Genomic DNA, 24438 nt, shown 5'->3' with positions numbered 1-24438 from the left:
GTTAGGATGGGCGGGGCAGACAGCGATCTCGTGGGGAGAGGTGCACATGGCGGGGGCGTCAAGAGGAAAGCGCAGAGCGAAGCTCGTACGGTTCTTGTCGGTGCCCGTGCTGCTGGCGGCGCTGGTCGCCGGCTTCGTGATCCTGAACGACGATGCCGCCCATCGCGTCGGCGACTTCCGGCCGACGGTGGGCCTGGTGAACGAGGACCTCGCTGCTGAGTTCAACAGCGAGGAGTATGCGTTCGGCACCTCCTTCGTCGACCGCATCTCGAAGGACTCCGAGTACAACTGGACGGTCGTCTCCCGGCCCGTGGCGGAGAAGGCGTACAAGGACGGCTCCGTCGACGCCCTCCTCTACATCCCCCGGTCGTTCACGCACGACATCTTGACGCTCCAGGAGACCAGTCCGACCAAGGCGACGGTGGAGTTCCGGCTCCGGCACCAGCCGGACGTCAGCGCGGACCGGCTGCTGGAGAGCAGGATCCGCGGCATCGTCCACGACTTCAACCAGAGCGTCGTCACGATGTACTACGCCTCGCTCGCCGACAACATCGCGCAGGCCGACGGGCAGATGAGCGCCACACTCGGCATCCAGAAGGCGCTCATCGCGGCGCTCGCCTCGGAAGTGCAGGAGCCGTTCTCGGCAACGATGCCGACCTTCCAGAGCCTCATCGCGAGAGCGTCCGGGCTGAAGGATGTCGATGCCGCGACCGCCGAGGCGTACAGCTCCTACGCGAAGTCGATCTTGGATCTGCTCGCCGCCAACAGCGAAGCCCTCACCGGCAAACTGCCCGGCATCGAGGCATACGCCGAGCGGCAACGGGACATCGCCCAGATCAACGTGGACAACAGCAACCGGGGCATCGCTGACCAGGCCGAGTCCGACCACGGCTTCTACGGGACGCAGTTCGACGGCTTCACGACCGGCATGCTGTGCAAGCTCAACGGTCTCGACGTGGCCGACGCACCCGAGCCGTGCGTAGATGCGGGAGGCGCCGCTCCCCCGCACTTCCAGAGCCGGCTCGCCGAGCTCCGCCAGGCGATCGCGCAGTTCTCCGAGGGTCACGCACTTTCCCTCGCCGGCATCGTCGACAGCCTCGACCAGAGGATCACCAATCTGCGCGTCATCGAGTACCTGCTGAACCCGTCGGCGGCGCCGATCACTCCGCCCGTTCCCGGCAATGGGCCTCCACCGACTCCCCCGACGGCCCCGCCTGGCCTTGCCGTGCCTGCGGTGCCCCTGGACCCGGCCGTGCCGACCCATCCCGTCCACCCGGTGATCCTCCAGTTCCTGCACGATGAGATCGAGGCGCTGGAGGCCCTCCGGGACTCCCTCGACCCGAGCAGTGCGCCGGCTCCGCTGTTCGAGCCCGAGCTGACGAACCTGGACCTCTGGCACGCGGACATGCTGAACGCCGTCAAAGACGCCTCCCTGGTACCGAGCACCGTCAACAGCCTCGACGTCCAGGACTGGAGCACGTACACCCCCGACACCTCCGGGGTGTTCGTCGACACCAGCGATCAACTGACCGATGACATCACCGCGTTTATCACGCAATCGGCGGACACCAGCAGCAGGCTCACCACCGGTGCTACGGCTGTGCCCGACAACTCCAGCCAGTTCGAGGCCCTCCTCAAGAACTCGACGAGCACATCCACGGGCGCCGAGAGAGTATTCACCGGCGTCAACAAGCTGCTGTCCTCGGGCAACACGGGGCTCACCGAGAACGAGGCGTACTACGCCAACTTCGCCACAGTCCTGGCGAACACGCGGACGCCGGGCGTCGACCCCGGGAGCATCTACTCCTTCTTCTCGGCACCGATCGACGCGACGAACGTCACGCCGGAGCGGGCGAGCGTGGCGTCGGTCGCCGCCGACTCGACGGCCATGCTGGATCCGAAGTGGCTGGTCGTGTTCGCAGGCGGATTGCTCGTGGGAGGGTTCGCGATGGCGGTCGCCGGCGCGATCCGCAGGAGGAAGGTCCGGACCCTTGCGCGCCGCGGCTAAGGGACGACAGACGTTGAGTTGGAAGTTCGGGGAGAGCTTCGCGCGAAAGATGATTCGGGCTGACCACCGGCTGGACGAGCCACTGTTCGGAGCTATTCCTCGAATCAGCGACGACGAGCGCAAGGCAGAGTATTACCTCGAGCTCGGCAAAGACAGACGCAGCCAGCTCCTCAGCAACAGGGCGTTCCCTTCAAACGCAGTCGCGGTCATTCGGAGTTGCGCTGTGCATCCGGGTGCGCCTCAAGCCATTCGCGCTTCTCCTCATAAACGAGCTCGTAACCCTCGCCTAGCGTTCCAAGAAACTCCCGGCCATTCTTGCTAACGCGAAAGAAGCCGTCTCGGTCCCCCGATAGCCAGATTTCATAGAGACCGTCGCTTCTCGGGACGAAGTTGTTGATTCGTAGCGCAACGTCAGACGCGTCTTTCGAGAGACGAATGAGGTCTTCAGCGCCGGCTCTCGAGTAGCCGAGCGCTGACATGGCTGAAATGTACTGCTCGCGGTTCATGGAATGTCCTTACCGCCGATGATCGTCAGCGAGCGCGAACCCGGTCGCGGTCATTCGGAGTTGCGCCGTGCATCAGGGTGCGCATCAAGCCATTCGCGGACTTGGTCGTAGATAAGCTCGTAAGCCTCGCCTAGCGTTCCAAGAAACGGCCGGCCATCCTTGCTAACGCGAAAGAAGCCGTCTCGGTCCCCCGATAGCCAGATTTCGTAGAGACCGTCACCTCTTGGAATGAAGTTGTTTGTTCGTAAGACCACATCAGAGTCGTCCTTGGACAGCCAGATGAGGTCTTCCGCTCCTGCTCTCGAATATCGGAGCGCTGACATGGCTGCAATGTACTGCCTGTGGTTCATGGAATCTCCTCACCGCTGGCGATCGTCAGCGAGCTCGAACCCGGTCGCGGTCATTCGGAGTTGCGTCGTGCATCCGGGTGCGCATCGAGCCATTCCCGCTTCGCCTCATAAATGAATTCGTAAGCCTCGCCTAGCGTCAAAAGAAACTTCCCGTCATCCCTGCGAACGCGGCGGAAGTAATCTCGTTCGTCTGTGATCCAGATCTCGTAGAGACCGCCACCCCTCGGAACGAAGTTGTTTCTTCGCAAGACCACATCAGAGGCGTCCTTGGTGTCGACGCCGCTCGGATTCTGGACGGTTTCGCCGGGTGAAAAGTGAACGGTTGCGGGCAGTCTAGTTCTCGGTGTCGGCGGTGGTGGTGCGGATGCTGGGGAGGCTGTCGATGCCTCGGCCGCGGAGTCGGTAGCTGGCGCCTTTGAGGGTGAGGACGTCGGCGTGGTGGACGATCCGGTCGATCATCGCAGCGGCGACGGCCTGGTCTCCGAAGACGCCGCCCCAACCGCTGAAGGGCAGGTTCGAGGTCAGGATCAGCGACGCGTGTTCATAGCGGCTGGAGACGAGTTGGAAGAACAGGTTCGCGGCGTCTTGCTCGATCGGGAGGTATCCGACTTCGTCGACGATGATCAGCCCGTATCGACGCAGCCGGGCCAGTTCCTGCGGCAGCCGGCCGGCGCGGTGGGCGTCGGTGAGGCGGGTGACCCAGTCGGTCGCGGTCGCGAACAGGACCCGGTGTCCGTGTCGGGCGGCGACGATCCCGAGCGCGGTCGCGAGGTGTGTTTTCCCGGTTCCGGGAGGGCCGAGAAGGACGACGTTCTGCGCTTCCAGGAGGAACCCGCCGGAGGCCAGTTGAGCGATCTGTTGTCGGGCGGTCGGTTGGGCGTCCCAGTCGAAGTCCTCCAGCGTTTTCCGGGCGGGGAATCCGGCGGCTTTGATCCGCAGCTCTGCTCCGGATGCGTTGCGGGCGGACACTTCGCGTTCCAGGACGGCGGCGAGGTAGTCCTCGAACGACCAGCCGGAGTCCCTGGCCTGGTCCGCGAGTCGGGCCGCGGCATCGGTGATCCGGGGTGCTTTCAACGCGGCGGCGAGATAGGTGATCTGTTTGACCGCCTCGGCCGGTGAGCTCGTTGGGGGCATCAGATAACCTCCCCGGTCAGCCCGAACGCCCGGTCATAGTCGGCCAGGTCCCGGTGCAGATCATCGACCGGCCGAACCGGTCTGGGTTGCTGGAACTGCTTGCGCAGCCGGGCTGCGACTTGAACATGAGCCGGATCGGTGACCGTGGTTCCCCGCGCCCAGAGACGGGCATGGTCAGCGACGAGACGGCCGCCGGCGCGCACTCGCACCCGTTCCAGGTCGGCGCTGACATCGACCAGGCGGCCGATCACGGACGGGTCGACGGAGTAGTCAGTGGTGTCCAACCGGACGTAATAGTCCCGACCGAGACGGACCTGGTTGCGCCAGCCCAGATGCAGCGGGATCGGCGGCAATGGCAGCATGGCCGCCTGATCCGCCGCCAGCCTCGAGATCGGTGACGCGTTCGTGGTCCGCACCACCCTGGCATTAGCTCGTGTCAGCCAGTCGGCGAACTGGGTATTGAAGTCCGCCGGGGAGGCGAAGCTGCGCCCGGGCATGAAGGAGGTCTCGAACCATCGGTTGCGGCGCTCGACGATGCCTTTGGACTCCGGGTCTCGCGGCGGCAGCAACACCAGCCTGGTCGCCAGAGTCCCCATGAACGCGCTCACCCCTTCCGCGCGCCGGGGTCCGCGGCCGATGCCGGGCTCGTTGTCCCAGATCAGTCGACGCGGGACCGCGCCCAGCTGCTGGATCAACTCCCACGACCCCAACAGCAGGTCCTCCGTCTTCCGGGTCGGGATCATCCGCCCGGTGACGAACCTCGAGAATGCGGCCGTGATCACCAACACCGGCAACAAGCACGCTGTCCCGTCCTCGAGCGGGATCTTCTTCGGCGGGAACCACAGATCGCACTGGGCGGCATCGCCTGGCTCCCAGACCAGCCGGTCGGCCGGATCGATCCGACGATGCTCCGGCCGCAGCCGCTTCACGTTCTGACGGAACCACGACATCGATCCCGGCCACTCCACCCGTTCCGCGATCACCGTCGCCGGCAGCTCCGGATCCTCCGCCAGCAACGCCCGCACCCGGGCCTGGAACGGATCGAACGAGGTCGGCGCAGCCCTGCGCTGATACGTCGGCGGCGAATCAGAACCCACCGCCTTCCACACCGTCGTGCGCGAGATCCCTAACCGGTCGGCTATCCGGGCCTTCGGAACACCCTCCGCAGCGAGCCTCCTGATCAGCGCCCAATCCTCCAAAGTGATCACTCTCCAATCGTTGAGTGTTCACTTTTCAAGCGTCGATACCGTTCAGAATTCGAGCGTCGTCAACACTTGGACAGCCAAATGAGGCCCTCAGCCACCTCACGCGAGTAGCCGAGCGCTGACATAGCTGCAATGTACTGCTTACGCTTCATCGGTCTCCTACCGCTGGCGGTCGGCAGCGAGCGCCAACCCAGTCGCGGTCACTTGGAGTTGCGCTGTGCACCCGGGTGCGCCTCAAGCCCTTTGCGGACTTGTTCATAGATAAGCTCGTAAGCCTCGCCTAGCGTTCCAAGAAACTCCCGGCCATCCTTACGAACGCGACGGAAGTAGTCTCTTTCGTTTGCGATCCAGATTTCGTAGAGACCGTCACCTCGTGGAACGAAGTTGTTTCTTCGTAAGACCACATCAGTGGCGTTCTTGGACAGCCAAATAAGGCCTTCAGCATCCGCTCTCGAATATCCAAGCGCGGACATGGCCGCTACGTACTGCTCGTGGTTCATGGAATCTCCTTCAGGTATTTCCCGTCGACAAGTTCTTGGATGCCGTCAGGGAAGTGGTATTGGGTGCCCAGACCGGGTTGTTCGAACCCGGGCGCGATCTGACCCGTTCGCACATTCTCCGGTAGCGGCTTCAGAATCTCGTACCGAACAACCATCGCGTTCCCACCAAGCCGGTCCGGTGGCAGCGAAAGCTTGTCGAATGCCGTTCCCGGGGGAGCCGCAAAGTCGCCGTCGGCAGGCAGACCGGAGCTTTCTCGGAAGGTGATGCGTTCGAGTGTGTCACCGGGAGCGAGGTCGGCGGGTTTCGACATCCCGTTCATGAACCCGTCCGTGTGAGGCGGGTCGTCAGGCCATTTCCACGCAGGGCGGCCCTCGGAGTCGAACCCGTTGAGGTGCTTCTCCAGGAACCGGTCCCAGCCCAAACCGCCGGTCGGGTCGTACCCGGGAATATCCTTCGCCCGAGTCGCCTCCGTCAGCGCATCCTTCAGAGCTTGAACCTCGCCGACGGACCCTGGCGCCGGTGCGGGGAGTCTGGGCTGGACAGGTGGGGGAGCTTGGCCGGTTTCACCAGCCCGTCGGCCATTCCGCCCATCTTGGCGACCGGGCCCCCTTCCCGGGCAAGCTTCGCGGCCGCCGCGCCCGGGATGATCAGCCCGGCCACCTCGCCGACCACCTGTCCGACTGCGAACTTGTCCCCACTGGCTATCCGGCCTACGAATCCGGACACCTGCTGCCACAACGCGTCACGCGCAGCCTGGTCGGTGGCAAGCGCGGTAATCCCCACCCCGATCTGTTGCACGTTCAACTGCGCCATCCCGGTGACAGCATGCCCGGCCCCCGACAGGAAGCCGCCCACGTACTGCCAATCCCCGCCCCAGTCCGCGACCGGCCGCGCGACACTCGCATCCCACCACTGGCCGGCCATGCCGGCCAGATCCAGCTCGTTGCCGGTGGCGGCGATCGAGACGTGGTTGATCGCGCTGTTGATCCCACCCACCAGTAGCGTGCCGCCGATAGCGGTCAGGCCCAGCGAGAACCCGGCCGTGAACGGGGTCAACCCCAACCCGATCGCGGTCACAACCGCGCCGGTGAGGATCTGCAACCCGTCCCAGATCAGATCTGTCAGCGCCTGCTCCCGCCGGGCCGCGTCGACGTCCTGGGCGTACTTGTCGAACATGTCCTTCCAGCCTTCGGAGGCGACCTGTTGGTTCGCCTGGCAGTACTCGAACATCCCGGTCGTGAGTTCACCCAACCGCGCCAGGGTCAGGTCGAAACTCCCCGCCGTGTACGACCGGCCTCGCCCGACCGTCAACGACCCGAGGTTCTTCAGAACACCCTTCAGCTCAGCGATCAGTTCGCGGACCTGGTTGAAGCCGGGATCTGACGCCTCATACGCCTCCCAGGTCTCCTTCTGCATTCTGGCGATGGCCCGCATGCCCTCGAAGTCCTCGACCGCAGCCCCCGCTGCACGCGCACCAGCGCCACCCAACGACACCAGATGTCCCGCTCCCGCAGAGATCCGCGTGAGCTCCGTCTCAAACCCGCGCAACCGGCCCAACCCCGTATCCAGCTGGGTCAGGTGGGCGTCGAACTCGTCTGCGACGAGCCGGAAATCCCCATCCGTGTCGACCTGGGCATACCCCGCCCAATACACGCCGATCGCGGTCTGGAACGTTGAGACACCCACCAGAAGCGACCGCGCGACCGGGACCTGAACCTCCCGGATATACGCACGCATCGCATCCGCACCCACACCACTGATCTGGTTCGACGCCGCTAAAGCCTCCAACCCCTTCACCAGCTCAGACAACACCTCAACCCGATGTGCAAGCCCCTCCTGCAACCCCGGCGACGACGCCTGCCACGAATCCGCAGAAAACTCCACAACACTCACTTCCGAGCATCCTCACGATCCTGGACCTCGATATTCACGCCGAACTTCTGGAATGCGCCGGTGTCGTTCTGCGCCAACACCCCGAACCCCGCGATCACGGTCGACAGATCCGCGTAAATCTCCGACACCGCCTTCGCGCCGGGGACATTGAGGTTGTCGCCGCGTTCCCAACCGTCCTTCGTCTCGGCAACACGAGAGGTGAGCGTGGATACCTTCCGCGCCTCCTCGTTAAAACCCTTCTGAATGCTTCTCGTCGCCATGACCTATCGCCTCCTCACACCACTCAGTCCAGGGCTATCGCGATGGCCTGCACCGAAAGCAAGGGGTGCTCGATCGGGTTGATTGAAAACGCCAGACTGCGCTGCTTGCTCTTGCACTCACTGATCGCCTGCCCGATCTGCTCGCTGATGCGGTCGAAGTTCGACTTGGCCACATCGAAACGGTTCGTGAACCTCGTCCGCTTCTGACCCGCCCACACCGCCCGGCCGGCGTCTTCGTAGGTGCCGACGCTGAAGTCGCGCACATCACCTCGCACCCGCTCGAGCTGGTGGATGACCGCTTCCAGCTCCCGCACCCTCGCCAACGCCTGCTCGTCACTCATCGTCATCACCCAGATCACGAACACCCGCGAACGGGTCATCGTCGATCACCACCGGGGCAACAGGTGCGGCGACGACCTGCTCACCGCTAGCGCCCTGCTGGAACTCGGCGTGCGCCCCCTCAAGGATCTCGAGTACGAGTTCGTTGTCGGCATCCGAGTAGCCCTCGGCCACGACCTTCGAAATGTCGTCCCGGTTGAAATACGCGACGTTCGTGTCGATCATGCCTTCCGGGTACAGGAACGCCCCGTAGTCGAAGAACTCGCCCTCCACGATCGAGCCGCGGTTGACAACCAGCAGCTTCTTCACCGACCCCTTCAGAATCACGACACTCCCCAGCGGGAGGAACGATCGAGTCTCAGGCTGGTCCTGGGTCATGCGCGTCTTCCTTTGCTTCGTAACTCACTGAACGGGTCTTTCATGTTCATCACCGACCCCACGGACGCCGGCGCCTCGGTGCGCGCCGGCGGCGGCGCAAGTGCGGTGACAGCCGCAGGCTTGGTGAGGTCCACCGTCAGATCCGGCTCCTCGTCAGGAGGCGGCTTCTTCGCTGGCGGTGTCTTCGCGTTGTCGAGCTGCTCTCTCGCGAACACCGCATCCTTCGCGTCCTCATGCCCGCGGTGAACGACCTCCGCGATCTGGGTCTGTCGGATCACGATCTCCCGCACACCCGCGCCCGCCCCCTGGGGGTGCCGCACGCCCTTGTAGCCGGCGAGGAATCCGTCGTCGTCCAGCTTTTGGAGACCTCTCGCGACAATGACGTAGATGGCGTCGTCGTCCTCGATCGTCACGGCACTCCCCAACGGAAGCAGCTCCGGGATCTCGCTCATACCGCCGCCCCGCTCTGCTTCGGGAGCTTGATCTTCTCGAACGTGCTGCCACCACGGACCACGAAAAACGGCTCGTCGGTTCGCGGCTCGGGCTCGCTCGAAATCCCCAAGCTCTTCACCAGGGCACTGTCGTAGGCCCGCGCCCCCACCAGCCCGCTGAACTTCAGCTCCCTGATGAGCTTCGGCACCGGGTCGAACGATTTGGCGATGTAGTCGTGCCTGCTGAAGATCACGAAATCCAGGCCTGCTTTGAAGGTGTTCTTCAGTGCGAGCGCGAAGTCTTCGGGCTTCACTCCGGTCTTGGCGATGAAATCCCCCAGATTCGCCACAACGAGCACCGTGTGAGCACCCAGGTCCTTCTTCTTATTGAGGTTCAGGTACGCGACGATTCCCGCGACAAGCTGATTGGCGTCGTTCTTGCTCGTGATGTAGCTGAAGTTCGCCGGCAACGAAGTCGCCTCCAACGCCTCCTCGAAGCTCTCGTCGAAATCGACGATCAGGAACTCCGCGCTCACCCGCGCCCCCTGAGAGAGCAGAACTTCCTGGAAGAGGAGTTCCTGTTCATCGTCCCGCGCTGCGAACAGGAAGTACGGCTGCGAACGGGGCACGAACCCGAGTGCGTTCGTCGTAGCCTTCGACAGCCCCAACGGCGTCCCGCCCACGGCTCTGAGGTCACGCACCGAAGCGAACTCACCGAACGCCGAGGGGGTGAGCTCTCGCGGCACCATCGGAATCCGCTTCGGCTTGTCGCCCGCCCACGCGGCGTCGACCGCCGCGACGCGCGCTTCGAGTGCTGAAAGGGTTTCCGAGCCGTTCTCACCCGGCACCGGCAGGTAGAACTGGATCGCGGTCGGCGCATCGACGAGCAGCTGGCCTCTGCCGGGGGCGTCGACCTGCAGCAGCCGCTCTCGGCCCATGAGTTGGCCCAGCTCGCTCTCGTCGTTCAGGTAGAGGCACAGCCTCGTGGAGATGTTGCTGAGCATGTTGACCCGCACCGCTCCCACTCGGCTCGCGCTCAGCACGACGTACACCCCGAGCGCAGCGCCCTCGCGGAGCACCTGCAGAAGCAGGTTGTCGATCGAGTCCTTCCTCCGGTCATCGCCCGTGAGGTTGTCATATCCGTCGAGCACATTGACCACGATCGGCAAATCCCGCGCCGTCTTCGCCGTGTACTGCTCGATATTCGCGACCCCCGCCTCCTTGAACTGTTGCTTACGGGTCGCGAGCAGGCCCGCAATCGCGTCCAGCATCTTCCCGAGCTTCTCGCCCTCTTCGAGCGTGACGATATCGGCGACATGCGGAAGGTCCTTCAGGGGCAGAAGCCCGTTGTTCCCGAAGTCGATGAGATTCACGTGGACGCGCTCGGGCGTGTTCGCCTTGGCGAGATTGACCACGAGCGTCTGCAGCACTGTCGACTTGCCGTAGCCGGGGCTGCCGAACAACACGGTGTGCCCAGCCTTCAACAGATCGAAGTCGTAGTTCTCCTGCGCCTGCCGGCTGGGGATGTCGAGCAGGCCGAGCGGCACACTCAGGCCGGCGCCTGCCGCCGGCTCCGGAGTCGGGATGTTCTCGCCCAGACTCGGCAACCACGGCTTGTCCGGCTGCGTGAGCGCGTCGTCGCCGTCGAAGATCTGAGCGATGGTGTCGATGACCGCCTCCAGCTGCGAGGGCAGTTCGCTTGTGTCCTTGCCCTGCTCGACTTCCTCGTCGGGGTCGAAGAACAGCTCGTACTGGCCGAGGTCGTTGATCTTGTAGATCCGCTCGTCCACCTTCTCGGTGACCTGCGCGTCAGGATCGTATGGGACGCCGGCGTAGCCGCTCTGGAAGAGCTCGTACACCTCGTTCTGCCCGACCTTCAGGTAACCGCGGCCCGGGTTGGTGATGTGTGCGGCGTCCGTGGTCTTCAGCAACTCGTTCGAGTCTTGCTCACCGGCCATCTTCAGGGCGATCTTCGATGTGGAGTTCGCCTCGATCTGGTCGTTCACCACACCACTCGGCTTCTGCGTCGCGAGGATCAGGTGCACCCCGAGGCTCCGGCCGATGCGTGCGACCGAGGTCAGTTCGTCCAGGAACTCCGGGACGTTGGCCTTCAGCTCGGCGAACTCGTCCGACACCAGGACCAAGTGCGGCAGGGGCTTCGTCGGGTACTTCATTTCCGGCTTCGGGTCATGGCGCTGCTTGTACAAGGTCATGTACGCGTTGATGCTGTTCACGCCGTAGATCGCGAACTCGCGCTGCCGTTTGTCGAGCTCCGCCTTGATGCTCGCCAGCGCCCGGGCCGTGCCCGCGCCATCGAGGTTGGTGATGGCGCCCATGAAGTGCGGCAGCCGATCGAGCGTGTTGGCGATGCCGCCGCCCTTCCAGTCGATGATGAGCATGCCCACGTCCTCCGGCGAGAAGTTGATCGCCAGACCGATGAGGTAGGTGGTCAAGAACTCCGACTTGCCCGACCCCGTCGTGCCGCCGACCAGCGCGTGCGGGCCGTGGGCACGCTCGTGCAGATCCCAGTGGACGTGATCGGACTTGCCGCGCCAGCCGATCAGCGACGAGATGGACTTGTTCGGCTCGGCTCGCGCCCAGCGGTCGGCGATCGTCAGCTCTTCGACGGTCTTCACCTCGTACTGTTCCAGCAGGCTCAGCGCCTCCGGGATCGCGTTCTTCTCGACCTCTACGTGGTTCAGATTCGAGAGCCTGCGGAGCGAGTGCTCGAGGTCCTGGGGCGAGACGTACGGCGTGAACGGCGTCGCGACGTACACGCTGTTGTCCGTAACGAGTTCGCCCTTCACCTGGTGCGGCGCCTGGATGAGCGCGGTCACCGTCTCGGGCAGCAGCTTCGCGTCCTCGCTGCACCAGATCACCGTCACGCCCAGCTCGCTCATGTCCTCCGCGAGCAGCTCGTTGATGCCGTGGCCGGCCAGGTGGCGGTCGTCGGAGATCGTGAAGAGGTAGTGCGGTGCGAACTGGGGCTTCTGCGTGCCCGCGTCCTTCAGCGCCTGCTTGCGCTTCTGGAGAAGTTGGTAGAACCCGTTCAGCACCACGTCGCGCAGCTTGTCGTTGTAGATCAGACCCCGCATGTTCAGCTCCTGCAGCGTGAAATGCGGCAGCAGACGCCACGCGCTCCAGGTCTGCGTGTACGCCTCCCGCGAGAGCAGGCTGATGAAGTTCACGTCCCGGTAGGAGTGGAAGAAGGCCGTCTGGAACAAGACCGATTGCAGGTAGTCGGTGACGACGGCGGGAGGGCCGACGATTCCGAGCGTCTGCCCCGCCAGGCCGATCGGAGTCGGCGAATCGCGCTGAGTCCGGAACCCCGACGCGAGGTCGGACACCTGCTGCGCCTCGGCGGTCGCGTCCTTCTCGCTCACGTCGGAGGACACTGAGAGCGCCGAGGGGCGATCGGACAGCCCCAGCGAGACGCGGAGGAAGTCCTTGTTGAAGCGCTGCCGCTCGTAGATCCGCGGGTCGTACCGCTCGACCATGGCCGCGAGCTCCTGCGGGCTCGGCTGCTGGTAGCGCAGCACGTCGCGCTCGTCGTCGTACGCCTTGGAGACGCCGGCGACGGTGCGCACGAGATACCGGGTGTAGTCCTCCTCGGACTTCAGCGCGGTCGCCTTGGACTCCCGCCGCTCGGTGACGTACTGCGACACCGTGAACGACGCCGTCAGCAGGGTCGCCAGGCCCATGCCGAGCATCATTGCCGGATTGCTCCCGATGACCAGCGTCGTCACTCCGGAGGCCACGATCATGAAGAACAGGGGCACCACCATCCGCAGGAGCCGGTTCTTCGGCTTCGCGCCCGGCTTGTCGGGCCCCTGCAGGGTGAACTCGGCCTCCTCGACCTCCAGGTTCAGCTTCGGGGATCTCCGGTACTCGGGGAAATCCGCCGGAAACTCCCGCTCCGGCGGCTGCACCAGCAGCTTCGTGCGATCGAAGTCCACATCCGAGCCGAACGTGGTGATCTTGTACTGCGCCGGCCGCTTCTCGAGGATGAATCCCGCGGTCAGGACCACCGTGCCGACGTCGAGGTCGCAGATCTGCCGCCCGGCGACCGCGACGCCGTCGATGTACACGAGCTGGCCACGTGCCTCGACGATCAGCGAGTCCTCCTGCACGATCAACGTCGGCGAGCCCGCTGCCCGGATGCTGGCGTAGGGGACGTCGCCGATCACGAGGTCGCTGCGCGCATCTGCGACGAAGCACTCGGTACGGGCGTCCGCGGCGGGCACCACGACGCATTCCAGCGTCCCGACGGTCCTGTGCCCGGCGCCGATCAGATCCCCGTCGACGTAGAGGGCATCGTTGATCACGCTGAACTTGTGCCCGTCATGCTCGACGAACGGGTGCTCTTCGGTGAGCGTCAGCCTGACGGCACTCCGGCCGTCGACCACGTACACGAGGAACAGCAGCTGACCCGGCTCGAGCCGGGAATCGAGGGCCGGACCCTGAGCCCCGGCGAGTTGCTCCGTCTCGAAGACGCTCATTCCGCTGCCGCCGTGTCGCTCGTGCCCTCCAGCTTGGCCGTCAACTGGTCGATCGCCTTCGCGTACTCGTCCAGGAGCTTCTGCTTCTCACCGCCGGCCATCCGGGAGTCGAGCTTCGTGGACTGGTAGAGGTCGGTGTAGGCGAGCAGGGTGAGCTGGTCGTCGCCGAGGTTCTGCGCGTAGTCGAGGGCTTGTTCGAACTCACCGCGGCCGATGGCGATCCAGTAGTTCAGGGTCACGTCGTCGGACTTCTGGGAGATCGTGTTCAAAATCGCCTGCTTCTGCGTGGCGGTGAGGTCGTCCAGGTTGACGCTCGACACCGCGAGCACATACTTCGCGGACGCCGGCAGGGAGGTGGCCGCGAAGCCTTCCAGTTCCGTCAGCGCACCGCCGTAGTCGTTCGCGAGGAAGCGCGCCTGGGAGGCCACGACCGCGTCCTGCAGCCGGTTGTGATCCGCGGTCTGCCACGCGAACACGCCGGCGACCGCCGCCGCCGCGAGGCCGAGCGCACCGACGAGGCGGTACCCGGCATACCGGCGCTTCGGAACACTGACCTTGCGAGCCGCGACCTCCGCCTGCTCGTCTTTCAGCTGCGCGTCGATGAACGCGAACAGCTCGTCGGCTGTCGTCGCCTGCCGCACCGCCACCGAGAACTTGTCCTGCAGTGCCGCAGCCCCGTCGAGGAGCTGCTCGAAGGCGAGCTTCGGACGGAAGACGTGCAGCACCATCGCCTGCAGCGAGGCGAAGAAGTGCGTCTCATCGAACGCCATCGGGGCGAGCATGCCCTGGAGGCCGCAGTGCACCACGCGGAGCAGGCCGCCGTTGAGATACACGTTGTCCGGATGGATCACGGGCACTCGGAAGCCGTCGCGATAGCCGACGCACGCCACGAGCTTCTGGGCCAGCGACAGCCGATCGAGGCGGGTCCTGGCCATGCCGACGGCGTCCCCGAAACTGACCTCGCCGTCTGCGAGGTCGTAGGCGAGCTCGAGTCCGGTGTCGGTCTCGTGCGCGTCGACGTAGCGGGAGATCACATCGAGGCTCCCACCCTGGTAACCGTTCTTGTCCACGCTCGCGTGAATCCTGCCGGAGCTCGCCTCGAGCTCGAGGACCGTTCCGTCTATCTCAATACGCATTTACCTGGTCAATTCACAATCTGAAGGCGGTCGCCGTTGCCGATCCCGAAAGAGGAGATGAAGTCGTGCCCGCTCACCGCGAGGGCCTTGTCGTCCAGCACGAACGAGAAACCGTCCGGCAGGAACGTGCCCTTCGCGGCGAACGCGTCTCGGATCAACTGCCGCAGCCGGTCGAACCGGACGGCGGCGGGCACCAGGAGGTCGATCTGCCGGTGGGCATACACGAGGGTGATCTCGATCACGACGCCGCCCGGCTTCTTCTCGCCCAGAATCGTCCCAGCACGAATCCCCCCACCAACACCAGCGGTACCGCGACCGCGGCCAGCACACCGAACAAGACAGGGGACTCCTCGCGTTGGTCCGAAGACGATGCGATCACGTCGGAGGAGTAGTCCTCGAACAACGCTGCTCGCACCGACTGGTACCGCTCACCGGTTGGCCGGGGTCCGGCGAAATCCAGGTGCTCGACGACGTTCAGCCGTTCGACGGACCGTGCCCGTTGCTGGTCGGCTCGCGCGGAGAGGCGGTCGGAGAACAGGCTGCTTCGGATCGCGAACTCGCCGGAGGAACCGGTGCCGACCGAATCGTTGACGAGGACGGTCGTGTTGAGGCTCAGCTTGCCCGCGCCGTCCGAGTCGTCGGTCACAGCCAGAGCCGTGGGCGCGCCGATCGTCAGACCGATCGCAAGCGCACCCACGGCCACACCCGCGGCGAGGATCCGGTCAGAAGCCGAAGCTCTGCGCATCCTGCGCGTCGCGCTCGGCGATGGTGTCCGCGTACTTGTTCAGCTGCTCGTTGATGTTCACGAGCAGCTCCTCGAACTTCTTCACGCTCTCGTGGAGCTGGTTGTACTGCTCGAGGTAGGCCTGGAACGCCTGGCCCTTCCACTGGTCGGCGATGGTCGAGTTCATCTGGTTGACCTTCTGGATCGCCTGCTCGATCTCTTCCTTCGAGCGGGTGTAGACCTGAGCCTGCTGCTTCAGTTCTTCCGGTGTAACGCTGATCTGGCCCATGAGAAACCCCTGTTTCGACACAAAACGTACTACCGCGTAAAGCGGAGTATTTCGGCTTCGAAGCTACAAGCTCGCGCGCACCGTGTCAAATCTCGAACCTGACATGCGACCATACACATCCCGACCACGGTCAGAGGAGTGGGATACGCGCGGCGATCCTGCGGGAGCGGGCGGTGCGTTCAACAAGCGCGAGCTCGACCAGGGAGGAATGGTCGCCGGGGGCGAGCGCGGCCGAGCGCTGGTCGCTCGCGTGCGGCCGGTAGCCGCTGCGGATGTGGCGCGTGTCGGCGATCACGGCGCCTGCGGCCTCCAGCGCGTCGACGCACGCCACATGCAGCGCGAGCAGCGCTGGCGACGGCCGGACCAGCGTGACCGGCACCGCGCGGCGGTGGCCGAACGACGCCCGCGCCCCGGCGACGACCGGGATGCGCGGCCCGTGCGGGAGAAGCGCGGCGAGCGCGTCCGGCTCCAGCTCGGTCTGGAAGGGCGGAACGACGGTGATGTGCAGCGGCCAGTCCCCCGCGGCGAACTCCCCCGGAACGACGACGTCGCCGCCGCGTTCCGGCAGGAACGCGACGACGACGTACGACGGGAGGGCCGTGAGGCCTACTTCTTGCCCTGGGCCGCGACGGCCGCGGCCCCGGCGGCGGCGGCCTCCGGGTCGAGGTACACACCGGGCTCGATCGGCGCGAAGGTCTCGTCCAGCTTGTAGACGAGCGGGATGCCGGTCGGGATGTTGAGCTCGGCGATCTCCTCGTCGGAGATGCCGTCGAGGTGCTTGACGAGCGCGCGCAGCGAGTTGCCGTGCGCGGTCACCAGCACCGTCTTGCCCTCGGCGAGGCTGACGGTGATGTCGGACTCCCAGTACGGCAGCATGCGGGCGATGACGTCCTTCAGGCACTCCGTGCGGGGCAGGTCGTCGCCCAGGTCGGCGTAGCGCGGGTCGTTCGCCTGCGACCACTCGCTGTCGTCGGCGAGCGGCGGCGGCGGGACATCGAACGAGCGGCGCCAGAGCTGGAACTGCTCCGGGCCGTACTTCTCCAGGGTCTCCGCCTTGTCGAGGCCCTGCAGCGCGCCGTAGTGACGCTCGTTGAGGCGCCAGGAGCGCTCGACCGGGATCCAGAGCCGGTCGGCGACGTCGAGCGCGATGTTCGCGGTCTGGATGGCGCGGGTGAGCACCGACGTGTAGAGGATGTCGGGCGCGAGGCCGGACTCGGCCAGGAGCTCGCCCGCGCGGGTTGCTTCGGCGACGCCCTGGTCGCTGAGCCGGACGTCGACCCAGCCTGTGAAGAGGTTCTGCTGGTTCCACACGCTGTTGCCGTGGCGGAGGAGGATCAAAGTGTAGGGGGTGGGCATGCGAATAATCTTGTCACATGCCTTCTCCCTCCTACCGCGCTCCCGGCGCGGTCGGAACGGTGACGCGGGGCACCACGAACACGAACCGGCTGCGCCGGGTGGACCGCTGGATCGCCGCCCTGCCCGAACTGCGCCGCACGGGCGACCCGCTGGTGGTCGACCTCGGCTACGGCGCGAGCGGCGTGACCGCTTTCGAGCTGCAGCACCGCCTGGCGAAGACGCGCCCGGACGTCGAGGTGCTCGGGCTGGAGATCGACCCCGGCCGAGTCGCGACCGCCGTGGCCCAGCTCGAGTCGGTGCGCGCGGGCGGCACCGGCTTCGATCCGCGGGCACGGGTGGGCTTCGCGGTCGGCGGGTTCGAGGTGCCGCTGCCGGCGGGGCGGCACGCCGCCGTGATCCGGGCGTTCAACGTGCTGCGCCAGTACGACGAGTCGGAGGTCGCGGCCGCCTGGGAGCGGATGCTCGGCCGGCTGCAGCTCGGCGGCGCGCTCGTCGAGGGCACCTGCGACGAGATCGGACGGATCGCCAGTTGGGTCACGCTCGACCGGACGGGGCCGCAGACGTTCTCCGTCTCGCTGCGGCTGCGCGGGCTCGACGCGCCGAGCGTCGTGGCCGAGCGGCTGCCGAAGGCGCTCATCCACCGGAACATCCCCGGCGAGCGCGTGCACGCCTACCTCGCGGACCTCGACCGGCTCTGGCGCGTCCATTCGCCGCTCGCCGCGTACGGGCCGAAGCAGCGCTGGATGGCGGCGGCGCAGGGGATGCGCGACGCCGGCTGGCCGATCGTCGGCGGCCGGTCGCGCTGGCGGCTCGGCGAGCTCACCGTGGCGTGGGAGGCCGTCGCCCCGGCGTAGGCAACGGAGGACATCTGCGTCGCCGCAGCCTCGGATGTCAGTCAACGGAGGAGATCGCAGCCGCTCGCCCGCTGGTTTCCTCCGGTGGCGGCGGGTGGGGCGGCCCCGGTGTCGCGCGCGGAGGAGATCGCGGCCATCGGAGGGCGGATGTCCTCCGGTGGCCGCGATTTGGGGTGGGCGGGGGAGGATGTCCTCCGTTGGCTTCAGCCTCGGGGAGTGCGGGTGACGGCGCCCAGGCGCGGGAGGTGGGGAACGTGCGCTTCTGCTCCGGCCTCCGGCGGCACGACGATCTCCTGGGCGGCCGCGACCGGCGTGCCGTCGGCGTCCACGGTCAGCGTGGCCGTGGCGTCGGTGCCCCGCTTCACGATCGCGAGAGCGATCGGACCGAGCTCGTAGTGCAGCGCCGACGAGGTGACGGTGCCCACCACTCGCCCGTCGAGCGTGACCTCGGCGCCGCGGGACGGATGGACTCCCTCAGACCCGTCAAGGTGGAGCATCACCAGGCGGCGCGGCGGGTGCCCGAGGTTGTGCACCTTCGCGACCGTCTCTTGACCGCGGTAGCAGCCCTTGGTGAGGTGAACCGCCGTGCGCAGCCAGTCGAGCTCGTGCGGGATGGTCCGCTCGTCCACCTCGGTGGCGAACCGGGGGCGCCACGCGGCGATCCGCAGTGCGTCGGCAGCGAGCGTCCCGGCGACGGCGAGCTCCCCGGCCTCCACGCGGACGACGATCGACGGGAGCGCGTCCCGCGGCACGACGCGCTCGCTCCAGCTCCAGCTCGCGCCGGGGTGCTCGCCGCGCGCGTACTGGTGGCCGCCGGGCGTCACGGCGTGCCACGGGTCGTGCCAGATCAGCGGAACGCCGTTCGGCGCGGCGATCGGCAGCGGAGGCTCGCCGAGCGTCCCGATCGTCGCGAGCGCCTCGGTGTGGTCCGCCAGCTCGACGCGCAGCATGAAGCGCATCGAGTCGAGCCAGGCGAGCAGGCCGGCGGCCTCCGGCCGGTCGACCAGCAGCCACAGCGTCGAGCCGTCTTCGACGAGGCGCACCGCATGCTCCACACGACCGGTGACGTCGAGCAGGAGGGTCTCGGAGGACTCGCCCGGCTGCAGCGCGAGCAGCGACTGGCTCGTCAGCGAGTTGAGCCAGCTCAGCCGGTCCGGGCCCGTGATCGAGAGCACCGCACGGTCGGACAGGTCGACGATCGCGCCGCCCTCGAGGAGGGCGCGTTGCTCCGCGAGCGGCTTGCCGTAGTGCGACGGGACCCCGGCATCCGCGATGTCGACCGCGCCCGGAAGGGAGAGGAAGGGCGACGCGTCCACGTCAGTCGACCTTGGCGAGCCGGGCGGAGGCGTGCGTGCGCAGCTCCTGACCGAGGGCCGCGATGTCCCAGGCCCACAGGAGGTGGCCCTCGACCAGTCCGTAGAGGCGGGTCGCTGCGCTGTACTCCTTGGCGCCGGCCGTGCGCACGACGGCGTCCGTCGCCAGGTCGATGCGCGGGCCGTTCACCTGGCCGATGTAGAGCTCGCTGACCCCATCGGGGTGGATGATCGCCACGTCGATGTCGAAGCCGCCGCTGGAGGCGCGCAGAGTCTCGACGGCCTGAGCGGTGCCGAACGGCCGGACGCCCTGACCGGGCAGCATCGCCGGGCCCGGATCACCCTCGATCAGGGTGCGGCTGAGGCGCCAGTAGCCGGTCTCCGCTGCGAGCGGGGTGCGGTCGTCGTCGAGCACCCACGAGGTCGCAGAGTAGTTGAGGTAGGCCTCGCCGTCGTGGCTGAAGCTCACCCGCTGGCCGAACTCGAGCTGTGTGTGCTCCTCGCCGAGGGCGTAGTCGACCACACCGGTCCCCTCCCAGACCCCGATCAGCCAGGAGAGCGGGACGAGTTCGGCCGGAAGATCGGTGGGGAGCTCGATCATGCCTAGCGCTGGCCGCGGAAGAGGTTGTAGACCACGACGCCGGACACACCGAGGATCGCGAGGGTGGCCAGACCCAGCAGGCCGATGAAGAAGAGTTCGAGAGCGACGAGCATACGGCCAGTCTAATCAGTGCCCGAGCGTGACGAGGCCGAGGATGCCTCCGATGACGCCGAGGATGACGAAACTCCCGGTCAGCGTGGTCGCCAGCCGGTTGACGAACCCGTCCTTCCGCTGGGTGGCGAGCTGGGCTCCGAAGGACGCGAGCACGGAGACGCCCAGCGCGAGCGACAGCCAGGACGCGTACTGGATCGGGTGGGAGAGGAAGGCGATGAGCACGCCGAGCACGAGGGCGAGTGCCCACACCCCGCCGACGCTCAGCGCGACCATCGAGCGCGGCATCGGCTCGGGAGGCGGCCCCGCCGCGGCGGCAGGACCGAGAAGGCCCGGATCGGACGGCGTCTCGCTCATCCTCCTATTGTGCCGTGCGCGGGGCGAGGCCGCCTCCCCTCCGTGACGCCTCCCCTCCGTGACACCTCCCCTCCGTGACGTCCGCGATCTGCCGCCGTAAGCGTTTCCGGTAGCATTGCGGCACGAAGACGGGCGAGGAGGATACTGGGTGGCGCAGCTGTTGATCCTCACGTCCGCCCCCGACGCGGAGGTGCTTCCGGCTCTCGGTCTCCTCAGCCACCGCGTCCGGCAGATCCCCGCCGAGCCTGCCGCCCTGGTCAACGCCCCCGCCTGCGATCTCATCTTCGTCGACGCACGGCGCGACCTGGCGAGCGCGAAGTCGCTGTGCAAGATCCTCACCACTACCGGCATCACCGTCCCGCTGCTGCTGGTGCTCACGGAGGGCGGCCTCACCGCGGTGAGCGCCGACTGGGGTGTCAACGACGTCGTGCTCGACAGCGCCGGCCCGGCGGAAGTGGACGCGCGCATCCGGCTGGCGATCGGCCGGCAGACGCAGGAGCACTCGCAGACCAAGATCCAGGCCTCCGGCATCACGATCGACGAGGCGAGCTACTCGGCCAAAGCGCACGGGAAGGCGCTCGACCTCACCTTCAAGGAGTTCGAGCTGCTGCGGTTCTTCGCCACGCACCCGTCGCGCGTGTTCACCCGCGAGCAACTGCTGAGCGAGGTGTGGGGCTACGACTACTTCGGCGGCACCCGCACGGTGGACGTCCACGTGCGAAGGCTGCGCGCCAAGCTCGGCGACCTGGAGTCGCTCATCGGGACGGTTCGGAACGTCGGTTACCGCTTCAATGTGTACGAGGACGAGAACGACCGTCTGCCGTCGTCGGTCCGGCCCTGACTCCTCTCCGCGCGTGGGCTGTCCTCCACAATCGGACAGCGATGTCGTTTCTCCACAGTTAACCGAAGCTCGTGCCTCCACCTGGGCGGGCGGTGCCATGATGGGGGCATGGACGGCGAGCGCACGGCACTGGACAACGGCCTACTCGACAACGGGCTGAGCGGCAGCCTGGGCAGCGACTTCGACGACGACTTCGCCCCTTTCATCTATGAGCCGGACCCGACGCTGCCGGACGGCCGCTACCTCGACCGCGAGCTGAGCTGGCTGGCGTTCAACCAGCGGGTGCTCGAGCTCGCGGAGGACCCGCTGCTGCCGGTGCTGGAACGGGCCAACTTCCTCGCGATCTTCGCGAGCAACCTCGACGAGTTCTTCATGGTCCGGGTCGCCGGGCTCAAGCGGCGCATCGCCACCGGTCTCGCGGTCCCGACCAACATCGGCCGCGCGCCGCAGGACGTCCTGGCCGACATCTCCGAGAAGGCGCACGAGCTGCAGGTGCGGCACGCCAAGGCGTACCGCGCGTTCGTGCTCCCGGCCCTGGAGGAGGCCGGCATCACCGTTTCGTCGTGGGACGAGCTGGACGAGGCCGACAGGGCGCAGATGCGCGAGGTGTTCTCGCAGCAGATCTTCCCCGTGCTCATGCCGCTGGCGGTCGACCCGGCGCACCCGTTCCCCTATATCTCGGGCCTGTCGCTGAACCTTTCGGTGCGGGTGCGCAACTCGCGCACCGGCAAGGAGCAGTTCGCTCGCCTCAAGGTGCCGCAGATGCTGCCGCGCTTCGTGCGCATCGACCAGCGCGAGGGCCTCGGCCAGGTGCGCTTCCTGCGCCTGGAGGATCTGATCGCCAACCACCTCGGCGACCTCTTCCCCGGCATGGAGATCCTCGACCACCACGTCTTCCGCGTCACCCGCAACGAGGACGTCGAGATCGACGAGGACGAGACCGAGAACCTCATTCAGGCACTGGAGCGCGAGCTGCTGCGCCGCCGGTTCGGGCCGCCGATCCGGCTCGAGGTCACCGAGGACATGGACGACGTGACGCTCGGCCTGTTGGTGCGCGAGCTCGACGTCACCGCGCAGGAGGTCTACCGCCTCCCCGCCCCGCTCGACCTCGGCGGACTGTTCGACCTGGCACGCATCGACCGGCCGGACCTCCACTACCCCAACCACGTGCCGACCACGGCTCCGCAGCTCATGCCGAGCGAGCCGAACGCCAAGCCCGACGTCTTCGCCGCCGTCGCGCGTCAGGACATCCTGCTGCACCACCCGTACGAGTCGTTCGCGACGAGCGTGCAGGCGTTCCTGGAGCAGGCGGCCGCGGACCCGCACGTCCTCGCCATCAAGCAGACGCTGTACCGCACCTCGGGCGACAGTCCGATCGTCGAGGCCCTCATCGACGCGGCGGAGGCGGGCAAGCAGGTGCTGGCCCTGGTCGAGATCAAGGCGCGGTTCGACGAGCAGAACAACATCTCCTGGGCGCGCAAGCTCGAGAAGGCCGGCGTGCACGTCGTCTACGGACTGGTCGGGCTCAAGACGCACTGCAAGCTCGCGCTGGTCATCCGCGAGGAGAAGGGCGTCCTCAAGCACTACAGCCACATCGGCACGGGCAACTACAATCCCAAGACCTCCCGGATCTACGAGGACCTCGGCCTGCTGACGGCGGACGATCAGGTCGGCAAAGACCTCACCCGGCTCTTCAACGAGCTGTCCGGCTACGCGATCGAGAAGAAGTTCAAGCGTCTCCTGGTCGCGCCGCTGCACCTGCGCAAAGGGCTGCTGAAGCGCATCGACACCGAGGCGGCGAACGCGGCGGCCGGCCGGCCGTCCGGCATCCGCATCAAGCTCAACTCCATCGTCGACGAGGCGATCATCGACGCCCTCTACCGCGCCAGCCAGGCCGGCGTGCCGGTGGAGCTGTGGGTGCGCGGCATCTGCGGCGTCGTGCCCGGGCGCGAGGGGCTCTCGGAGAACATCCGGGTCCGCTCCGTGCTGGGCCGGTATCTCGAGCACTCGCGCGTGTTCTCGTTCGTGAACGACGGCGAACCGCACGTCTACATCGGCAGTGCCGACATGATGCACCGCAACCTCGACCGCCGCGTGGAAGCGCTGGTGCGCTTGACCGACCCCGAGCATCTCGCCGAGCTCGGCCGCCTGTTCGACCTCGCGTTCGACGAGCGCACCGCGGCCTGGACGCTCGCGGAGGACGGCGTCTGGACCCGGCACCACCTGGACGAGAACGGCGCACCGCTCACCGACCTCCAGACCAAGCTGATGCAGCAGGCCGCCCACCGTCCGCGCTCGGCCCGCACGGGAACCAGGCGGTGAGCCTCGCCGTCTACGCCGCGGGCGCCCTCTGCTGGCGCGTCGTGGACGACAAGATCGTCGTGCTCGTCGTGCACCGCACCAAGTACGGCGATGTGACGATCCCGAAGGGCAAGGTCGACCCGGGGGAGACGCTCCCGCAGACGGCGGTGCGCGAGATCCTCGAGGAGACCGGGCTCGCCATCACGCTCGGCGTGCCGCTCGGCACCTCGGCCTACCCGCTCAGCTCAGGGCGCGAGAAGATCGTCCACTACTGGGCGGCGGAAGTGGTCGACCAGGCGATCGAGCGCTCGACCTTCGTGCCCAACACCGAGATCGCGGCGATCGAGTGGGTCACGCTGAAGAAGGCGCGCAGCTACCTCACCTACGAGCGCGACGTGGAGATCGTGGAGGCGTTCGAAGCGCTGGTGCGCCAGGGCGTCACCTCCACGTTCGCGCTCATCGCGCTGCGCCACGGCAAGGCGGTGCCGCGCGGCGACTGGTCGGGCCCCGACGCCTCGCGCCCGCTCACCGACCGCGGCGTCCGCCAGGCCGCCGGCGACGTGCCGACCGTGCTCGCCTGGAGCCCCAAGCGCATCCTCACGAGCGACGCGGTGCGTTGCGTGGCCACCGTCGCACCGCTCGCCGCCTCGACCGGGATCAAGCCGCGCCGCGAGCCCGGCCTCAGCCAGGACGCCTACGAGGACGGCGACGGGGAAGTCCGCACGATCATCGGCAAGCGGGTGCGCTCGCGCAAGACCGCGGTGCTCTGCAGCCACGGGCCGGTGCTGCCGGAGATCCTGCGCGAGATCGCGCTGGCCACCGGCACGATGCCGGGCGGTTACCTCACCGATGCGGCCGACCTCGACACCGGCGGCTTCTCGGTCGTCCACCTCTCGGCGACCAACCCCTCGTCGGGCATCGTCTCGATCGAGACGTACGCCCCCGCAGAATGAGCCAGGCGTGAAATACTGATGTTTATTTGAGATTCTTCAGAGTATGACGCTAGATTGGCACGGCCGTCCCACTCGGGACGGCCGCACCAACCAAGGGG

26 protein-coding genes are annotated in these 24438 nt (G+C 66.7%); 5 read left to right on the top strand and 21 right to left on the bottom strand.

Features of this window, described 5'->3' with window-relative positions:
* Positions 1–100: 100 nt before the first annotated feature.
* Positions 101–2008 (top strand): hypothetical protein, encoded by a 1908-nt coding sequence (locus tag ACRAWC_RS18195; protein ID WP_431348981.1) that lies wholly within the window; start codon positions 101–103, stop codon positions 2006–2008.
* 206 nt (positions 2009–2214) lie between these two features.
* On the opposite strand, the gene ACRAWC_RS18190 is transcribed toward ACRAWC_RS18195, so the two are convergent.
* The 18 genes from ACRAWC_RS18190 to ACRAWC_RS18105 form a co-directional block, all read right to left on the bottom strand.
* Complete coding sequence (locus tag ACRAWC_RS18190; RefSeq protein WP_431348980.1) at positions 2215–2514, bottom strand: hypothetical protein; 300 nt, start codon at positions 2512–2514, stop codon at positions 2215–2217.
* A gap of 50 nt (positions 2515–2564) precedes the next feature.
* On the bottom strand, positions 2565–2864 hold the full coding sequence (locus tag ACRAWC_RS18185; RefSeq protein WP_431348979.1) for a hypothetical protein: 300 nt from the start codon (positions 2862–2864) through the stop codon (positions 2565–2567).
* 333 nt (positions 2865–3197) lie between these two features.
* On the bottom strand, positions 3198–3998 hold the full coding sequence (gene istB / locus ACRAWC_RS18180) for an IS21-like element helper ATPase IstB (protein ID WP_431346168.1): 801 nt from the start codon (positions 3996–3998) through the stop codon (positions 3198–3200).
* Positions 3998–5206 carry an IS21 family transposase gene (gene istA, locus ACRAWC_RS18175; protein WP_431346167.1) on the bottom strand — a complete coding sequence of 403 codons (1209 nt, stop codon included), beginning with the start codon at positions 5204–5206 and terminating at the stop codon, positions 3998–4000. Before istA ends, istB begins: the two co-directional genes overlap by 1 nt.
* Before the next feature lie 197 nt (positions 5207–5403).
* Entirely contained in the window at positions 5404–5703 is a 300-nt protein-coding gene (locus tag ACRAWC_RS18170) for a hypothetical protein (protein ID WP_431348978.1), read from the bottom strand.
* Positions 5700–6023 carry a TNT domain-containing protein gene (locus tag ACRAWC_RS18165; RefSeq protein WP_431348977.1) on the bottom strand — a complete coding sequence of 108 codons (324 nt, stop codon included), beginning with the start codon at positions 6021–6023 and terminating at the stop codon, positions 5700–5702. The genes ACRAWC_RS18170 and ACRAWC_RS18165 overlap by 4 nt, the downstream gene beginning before the upstream one ends.
* A gap of 164 nt (positions 6024–6187) precedes the next feature.
* Complete coding sequence (locus ACRAWC_RS18160; protein ID WP_431348976.1) at positions 6188–7597, bottom strand: hypothetical protein; 1410 nt, start codon at positions 7595–7597, stop codon at positions 6188–6190.
* Complete coding sequence (locus ACRAWC_RS18155) at positions 7594–7857, bottom strand: hypothetical protein (RefSeq protein WP_431348975.1); 264 nt, start codon at positions 7855–7857, stop codon at positions 7594–7596. Before ACRAWC_RS18155 ends, ACRAWC_RS18160 begins: the two co-directional genes overlap by 4 nt.
* 23 nt (positions 7858–7880) lie before the next feature.
* Positions 7881–8198, bottom strand: coding sequence for a hypothetical protein (locus tag ACRAWC_RS18150; protein WP_431348974.1), 318 nt, complete (start codon positions 8196–8198; stop codon positions 7881–7883).
* Complete coding sequence (locus ACRAWC_RS18145) at positions 8191–8574, bottom strand: DUF4176 domain-containing protein (RefSeq protein WP_431348973.1); 384 nt, start codon at positions 8572–8574, stop codon at positions 8191–8193. The genes ACRAWC_RS18150 and ACRAWC_RS18145 overlap by 8 nt, the downstream gene beginning before the upstream one ends.
* Positions 8571–9026 carry a DUF4176 domain-containing protein gene (locus ACRAWC_RS18140; protein WP_431348972.1) on the bottom strand — a complete coding sequence of 152 codons (456 nt, stop codon included), beginning with the start codon at positions 9024–9026 and terminating at the stop codon, positions 8571–8573. Before ACRAWC_RS18140 ends, ACRAWC_RS18145 begins: the two co-directional genes overlap by 4 nt.
* The gene (essC, locus tag ACRAWC_RS18135) at positions 9023–13504 is read right to left on the bottom strand and encodes a type VII secretion protein EssC (RefSeq protein ID WP_431348971.1); all 4482 of its coding nucleotides are present in this window, start codon (positions 13502–13504) and stop codon (positions 9023–9025) included. The genes ACRAWC_RS18140 and essC overlap by 4 nt, the downstream gene beginning before the upstream one ends.
* A complete protein-coding gene (gene essB / locus ACRAWC_RS18130) occupies positions 13501–14574 on the bottom strand; it encodes a type VII secretion protein EssB (protein ID WP_431348970.1) in 1074 nt (357 codons plus the stop codon). Before essB ends, essC begins: the two co-directional genes overlap by 4 nt.
* Before the next feature lie 74 nt (positions 14575–14648).
* Positions 14649–14882, bottom strand: coding sequence for an EsaB/YukD family protein (locus tag ACRAWC_RS18125; protein WP_431348969.1), 234 nt, complete (start codon positions 14880–14882; stop codon positions 14649–14651).
* Positions 14879–15286, bottom strand: coding sequence for a hypothetical protein (locus tag ACRAWC_RS18120; RefSeq protein WP_431348968.1), 408 nt, complete (start codon positions 15284–15286; stop codon positions 14879–14881). Before ACRAWC_RS18120 ends, ACRAWC_RS18125 begins: the two co-directional genes overlap by 4 nt.
* A 76-nt stretch (positions 15287–15362) precedes the next feature.
* Entirely contained in the window at positions 15363–15653 is a 291-nt protein-coding gene (locus tag ACRAWC_RS18115; RefSeq protein ID WP_369962389.1) for a WXG100 family type VII secretion target, read from the bottom strand.
* Positions 15654–15783: 130 nt separating this feature from the next.
* Entirely contained in the window at positions 15784–16221 is a 438-nt protein-coding gene (locus ACRAWC_RS18110) for a 2'-5' RNA ligase family protein (protein WP_431349478.1), read from the bottom strand.
* A 38-nt stretch (positions 16222–16259) separates the two neighbouring features.
* On the bottom strand, positions 16260–17009 hold the full coding sequence (locus tag ACRAWC_RS18105) for a phosphoglyceromutase (protein WP_431348967.1): 750 nt from the start codon (positions 17007–17009) through the stop codon (positions 16260–16262).
* Positions 17010–17026: 17 nt separating this feature from the next.
* Between ACRAWC_RS18105 and ACRAWC_RS18100 the strand changes: the two genes are divergently transcribed.
* Positions 17027–17863, top strand: coding sequence for a class I SAM-dependent methyltransferase (locus ACRAWC_RS18100; RefSeq protein ID WP_431348966.1), 837 nt, complete (start codon positions 17027–17029; stop codon positions 17861–17863).
* A 203-nt stretch (positions 17864–18066) separates the two neighbouring features.
* Here the strand turns inward: ACRAWC_RS18100 and ACRAWC_RS18095 are convergent, their stop codons facing one another.
* From ACRAWC_RS18095 to ACRAWC_RS18085, 3 genes are all read right to left on the bottom strand, one after another.
* Positions 18067–19179, bottom strand: a complete 1113-nt coding sequence (locus tag ACRAWC_RS18095; protein ID WP_431348965.1) for a YgfZ/GcvT domain-containing protein — start codon at positions 19177–19179, stop codon at positions 18067–18069.
* A gap of 1 nt (position 19180) precedes the next feature.
* Positions 19181–19777 carry an FABP family protein gene (locus ACRAWC_RS18090; protein ID WP_431348964.1) on the bottom strand — a complete coding sequence of 199 codons (597 nt, stop codon included), beginning with the start codon at positions 19775–19777 and terminating at the stop codon, positions 19181–19183.
* A gap of 126 nt (positions 19778–19903) precedes the next feature.
* On the bottom strand, positions 19904–20245 hold the full coding sequence (locus ACRAWC_RS18085; RefSeq protein ID WP_431348963.1) for a hypothetical protein: 342 nt from the start codon (positions 20243–20245) through the stop codon (positions 19904–19906).
* A gap of 148 nt (positions 20246–20393) precedes the next feature.
* Between ACRAWC_RS18085 and ACRAWC_RS18080 the strand changes: the two genes are divergently transcribed.
* The 3 genes from ACRAWC_RS18080 (at position 20394) to ACRAWC_RS18070 (ending at position 24340) form a co-directional block, all read left to right on the top strand.
* Positions 20394–21086, top strand: coding sequence for a response regulator transcription factor (locus ACRAWC_RS18080; protein WP_431348962.1), 693 nt, complete (start codon positions 20394–20396; stop codon positions 21084–21086).
* A 108-nt stretch (positions 21087–21194) separates the two neighbouring features.
* Entirely contained in the window at positions 21195–23408 is a 2214-nt protein-coding gene (locus ACRAWC_RS18075; protein WP_431348961.1) for an RNA degradosome polyphosphate kinase, read from the top strand.
* A complete protein-coding gene (locus tag ACRAWC_RS18070) occupies positions 23405–24340 on the top strand; it encodes an NUDIX hydrolase (RefSeq protein WP_431348960.1) in 936 nt (311 codons plus the stop codon). The genes ACRAWC_RS18075 and ACRAWC_RS18070 overlap by 4 nt, the downstream gene beginning before the upstream one ends.
* Positions 24341–24438 lie beyond the last annotated feature (98 nt).

This window comes from Leifsonia sp. L25 (assembly GCF_050632895.1).
The sequence above is the reverse complement of the archived record's forward strand: the minus strand, read 5'-3'. Positions and strand labels throughout refer to the sequence as shown.

What these genes read in the sequence shown, in the direction of transcription:
- ACRAWC_RS18190 (WP_431348980.1), bottom strand. Translation starts at nt 2,514, where the DNA reads ATGAACCGCGAGCAGTACATTTCAGCCATGTCAGCGCTCGGCTACTCG.
- ACRAWC_RS18185 (WP_431348979.1), bottom strand. Translation starts at nt 2,864, where the DNA reads ATGAACCACAGGCAGTACATTGCAGCCATGTCAGCGCTCCGATATTCG.
- istB (WP_431346168.1), bottom strand. Translation starts at nt 3,998, where the DNA reads ATGCCCCCAACGAGCTCACCGGCCGAGGCGGTCAAACAGATCACCTAT.
- ACRAWC_RS18170 (WP_431348978.1), bottom strand. Translation starts at nt 5,703, where the DNA reads ATGAACCACGAGCAGTACGTAGCGGCCATGTCCGCGCTTGGATATTCG.
- ACRAWC_RS18165 (WP_431348977.1), bottom strand. Translation starts at nt 6,023, where the DNA reads ATGAACGGGATGTCGAAACCCGCCGACCTCGCTCCCGGTGACACACTC.
- ACRAWC_RS18155 (WP_431348975.1), bottom strand. Translation starts at nt 7,857, where the DNA reads ATGGCGACGAGAAGCATTCAGAAGGGTTTTAACGAGGAGGCGCGGAAG.
- ACRAWC_RS18150 (WP_431348974.1), bottom strand. Translation starts at nt 8,198, where the DNA reads ATGAGTGACGAGCAGGCGTTGGCGAGGGTGCGGGAGCTGGAAGCGGTC.
- ACRAWC_RS18145 (WP_431348973.1), bottom strand. Translation starts at nt 8,574, where the DNA reads ATGACCCAGGACCAGCCTGAGACTCGATCGTTCCTCCCGCTGGGGAGT.
- ACRAWC_RS18140 (WP_431348972.1), bottom strand. Translation starts at nt 9,026, where the DNA reads ATGAGCGAGATCCCGGAGCTGCTTCCGTTGGGGAGTGCCGTGACGATC.
- essC (WP_431348971.1), bottom strand. Translation starts at nt 13,504, where the DNA reads ATGAGCGTCTTCGAGACGGAGCAACTCGCCGGGGCTCAGGGTCCGGCC.
- ACRAWC_RS18115 (WP_369962389.1), bottom strand. Translation starts at nt 15,653, where the DNA reads ATGGGCCAGATCAGCGTTACACCGGAAGAACTGAAGCAGCAGGCTCAG.
- ACRAWC_RS18105 (WP_431348967.1), bottom strand. Translation starts at nt 17,009, where the DNA reads ATGCCCACCCCCTACACTTTGATCCTCCTCCGCCACGGCAACAGCGTG.
- ACRAWC_RS18100 (WP_431348966.1), top strand. Translation starts at nt 17,027, where the DNA reads ATGCCTTCTCCCTCCTACCGCGCTCCCGGCGCGGTCGGAACGGTGACG.
- ACRAWC_RS18090 (WP_431348964.1), bottom strand. Translation starts at nt 19,777, where the DNA reads ATGATCGAGCTCCCCACCGATCTTCCGGCCGAACTCGTCCCGCTCTCC.
- ACRAWC_RS18085 (WP_431348963.1), bottom strand. Translation starts at nt 20,245, where the DNA reads ATGAGCGAGACGCCGTCCGATCCGGGCCTTCTCGGTCCTGCCGCCGCG.
- ACRAWC_RS18075 (WP_431348961.1), top strand. Translation starts at nt 21,195, where the DNA reads ATGGACGGCGAGCGCACGGCACTGGACAACGGCCTACTCGACAACGGG.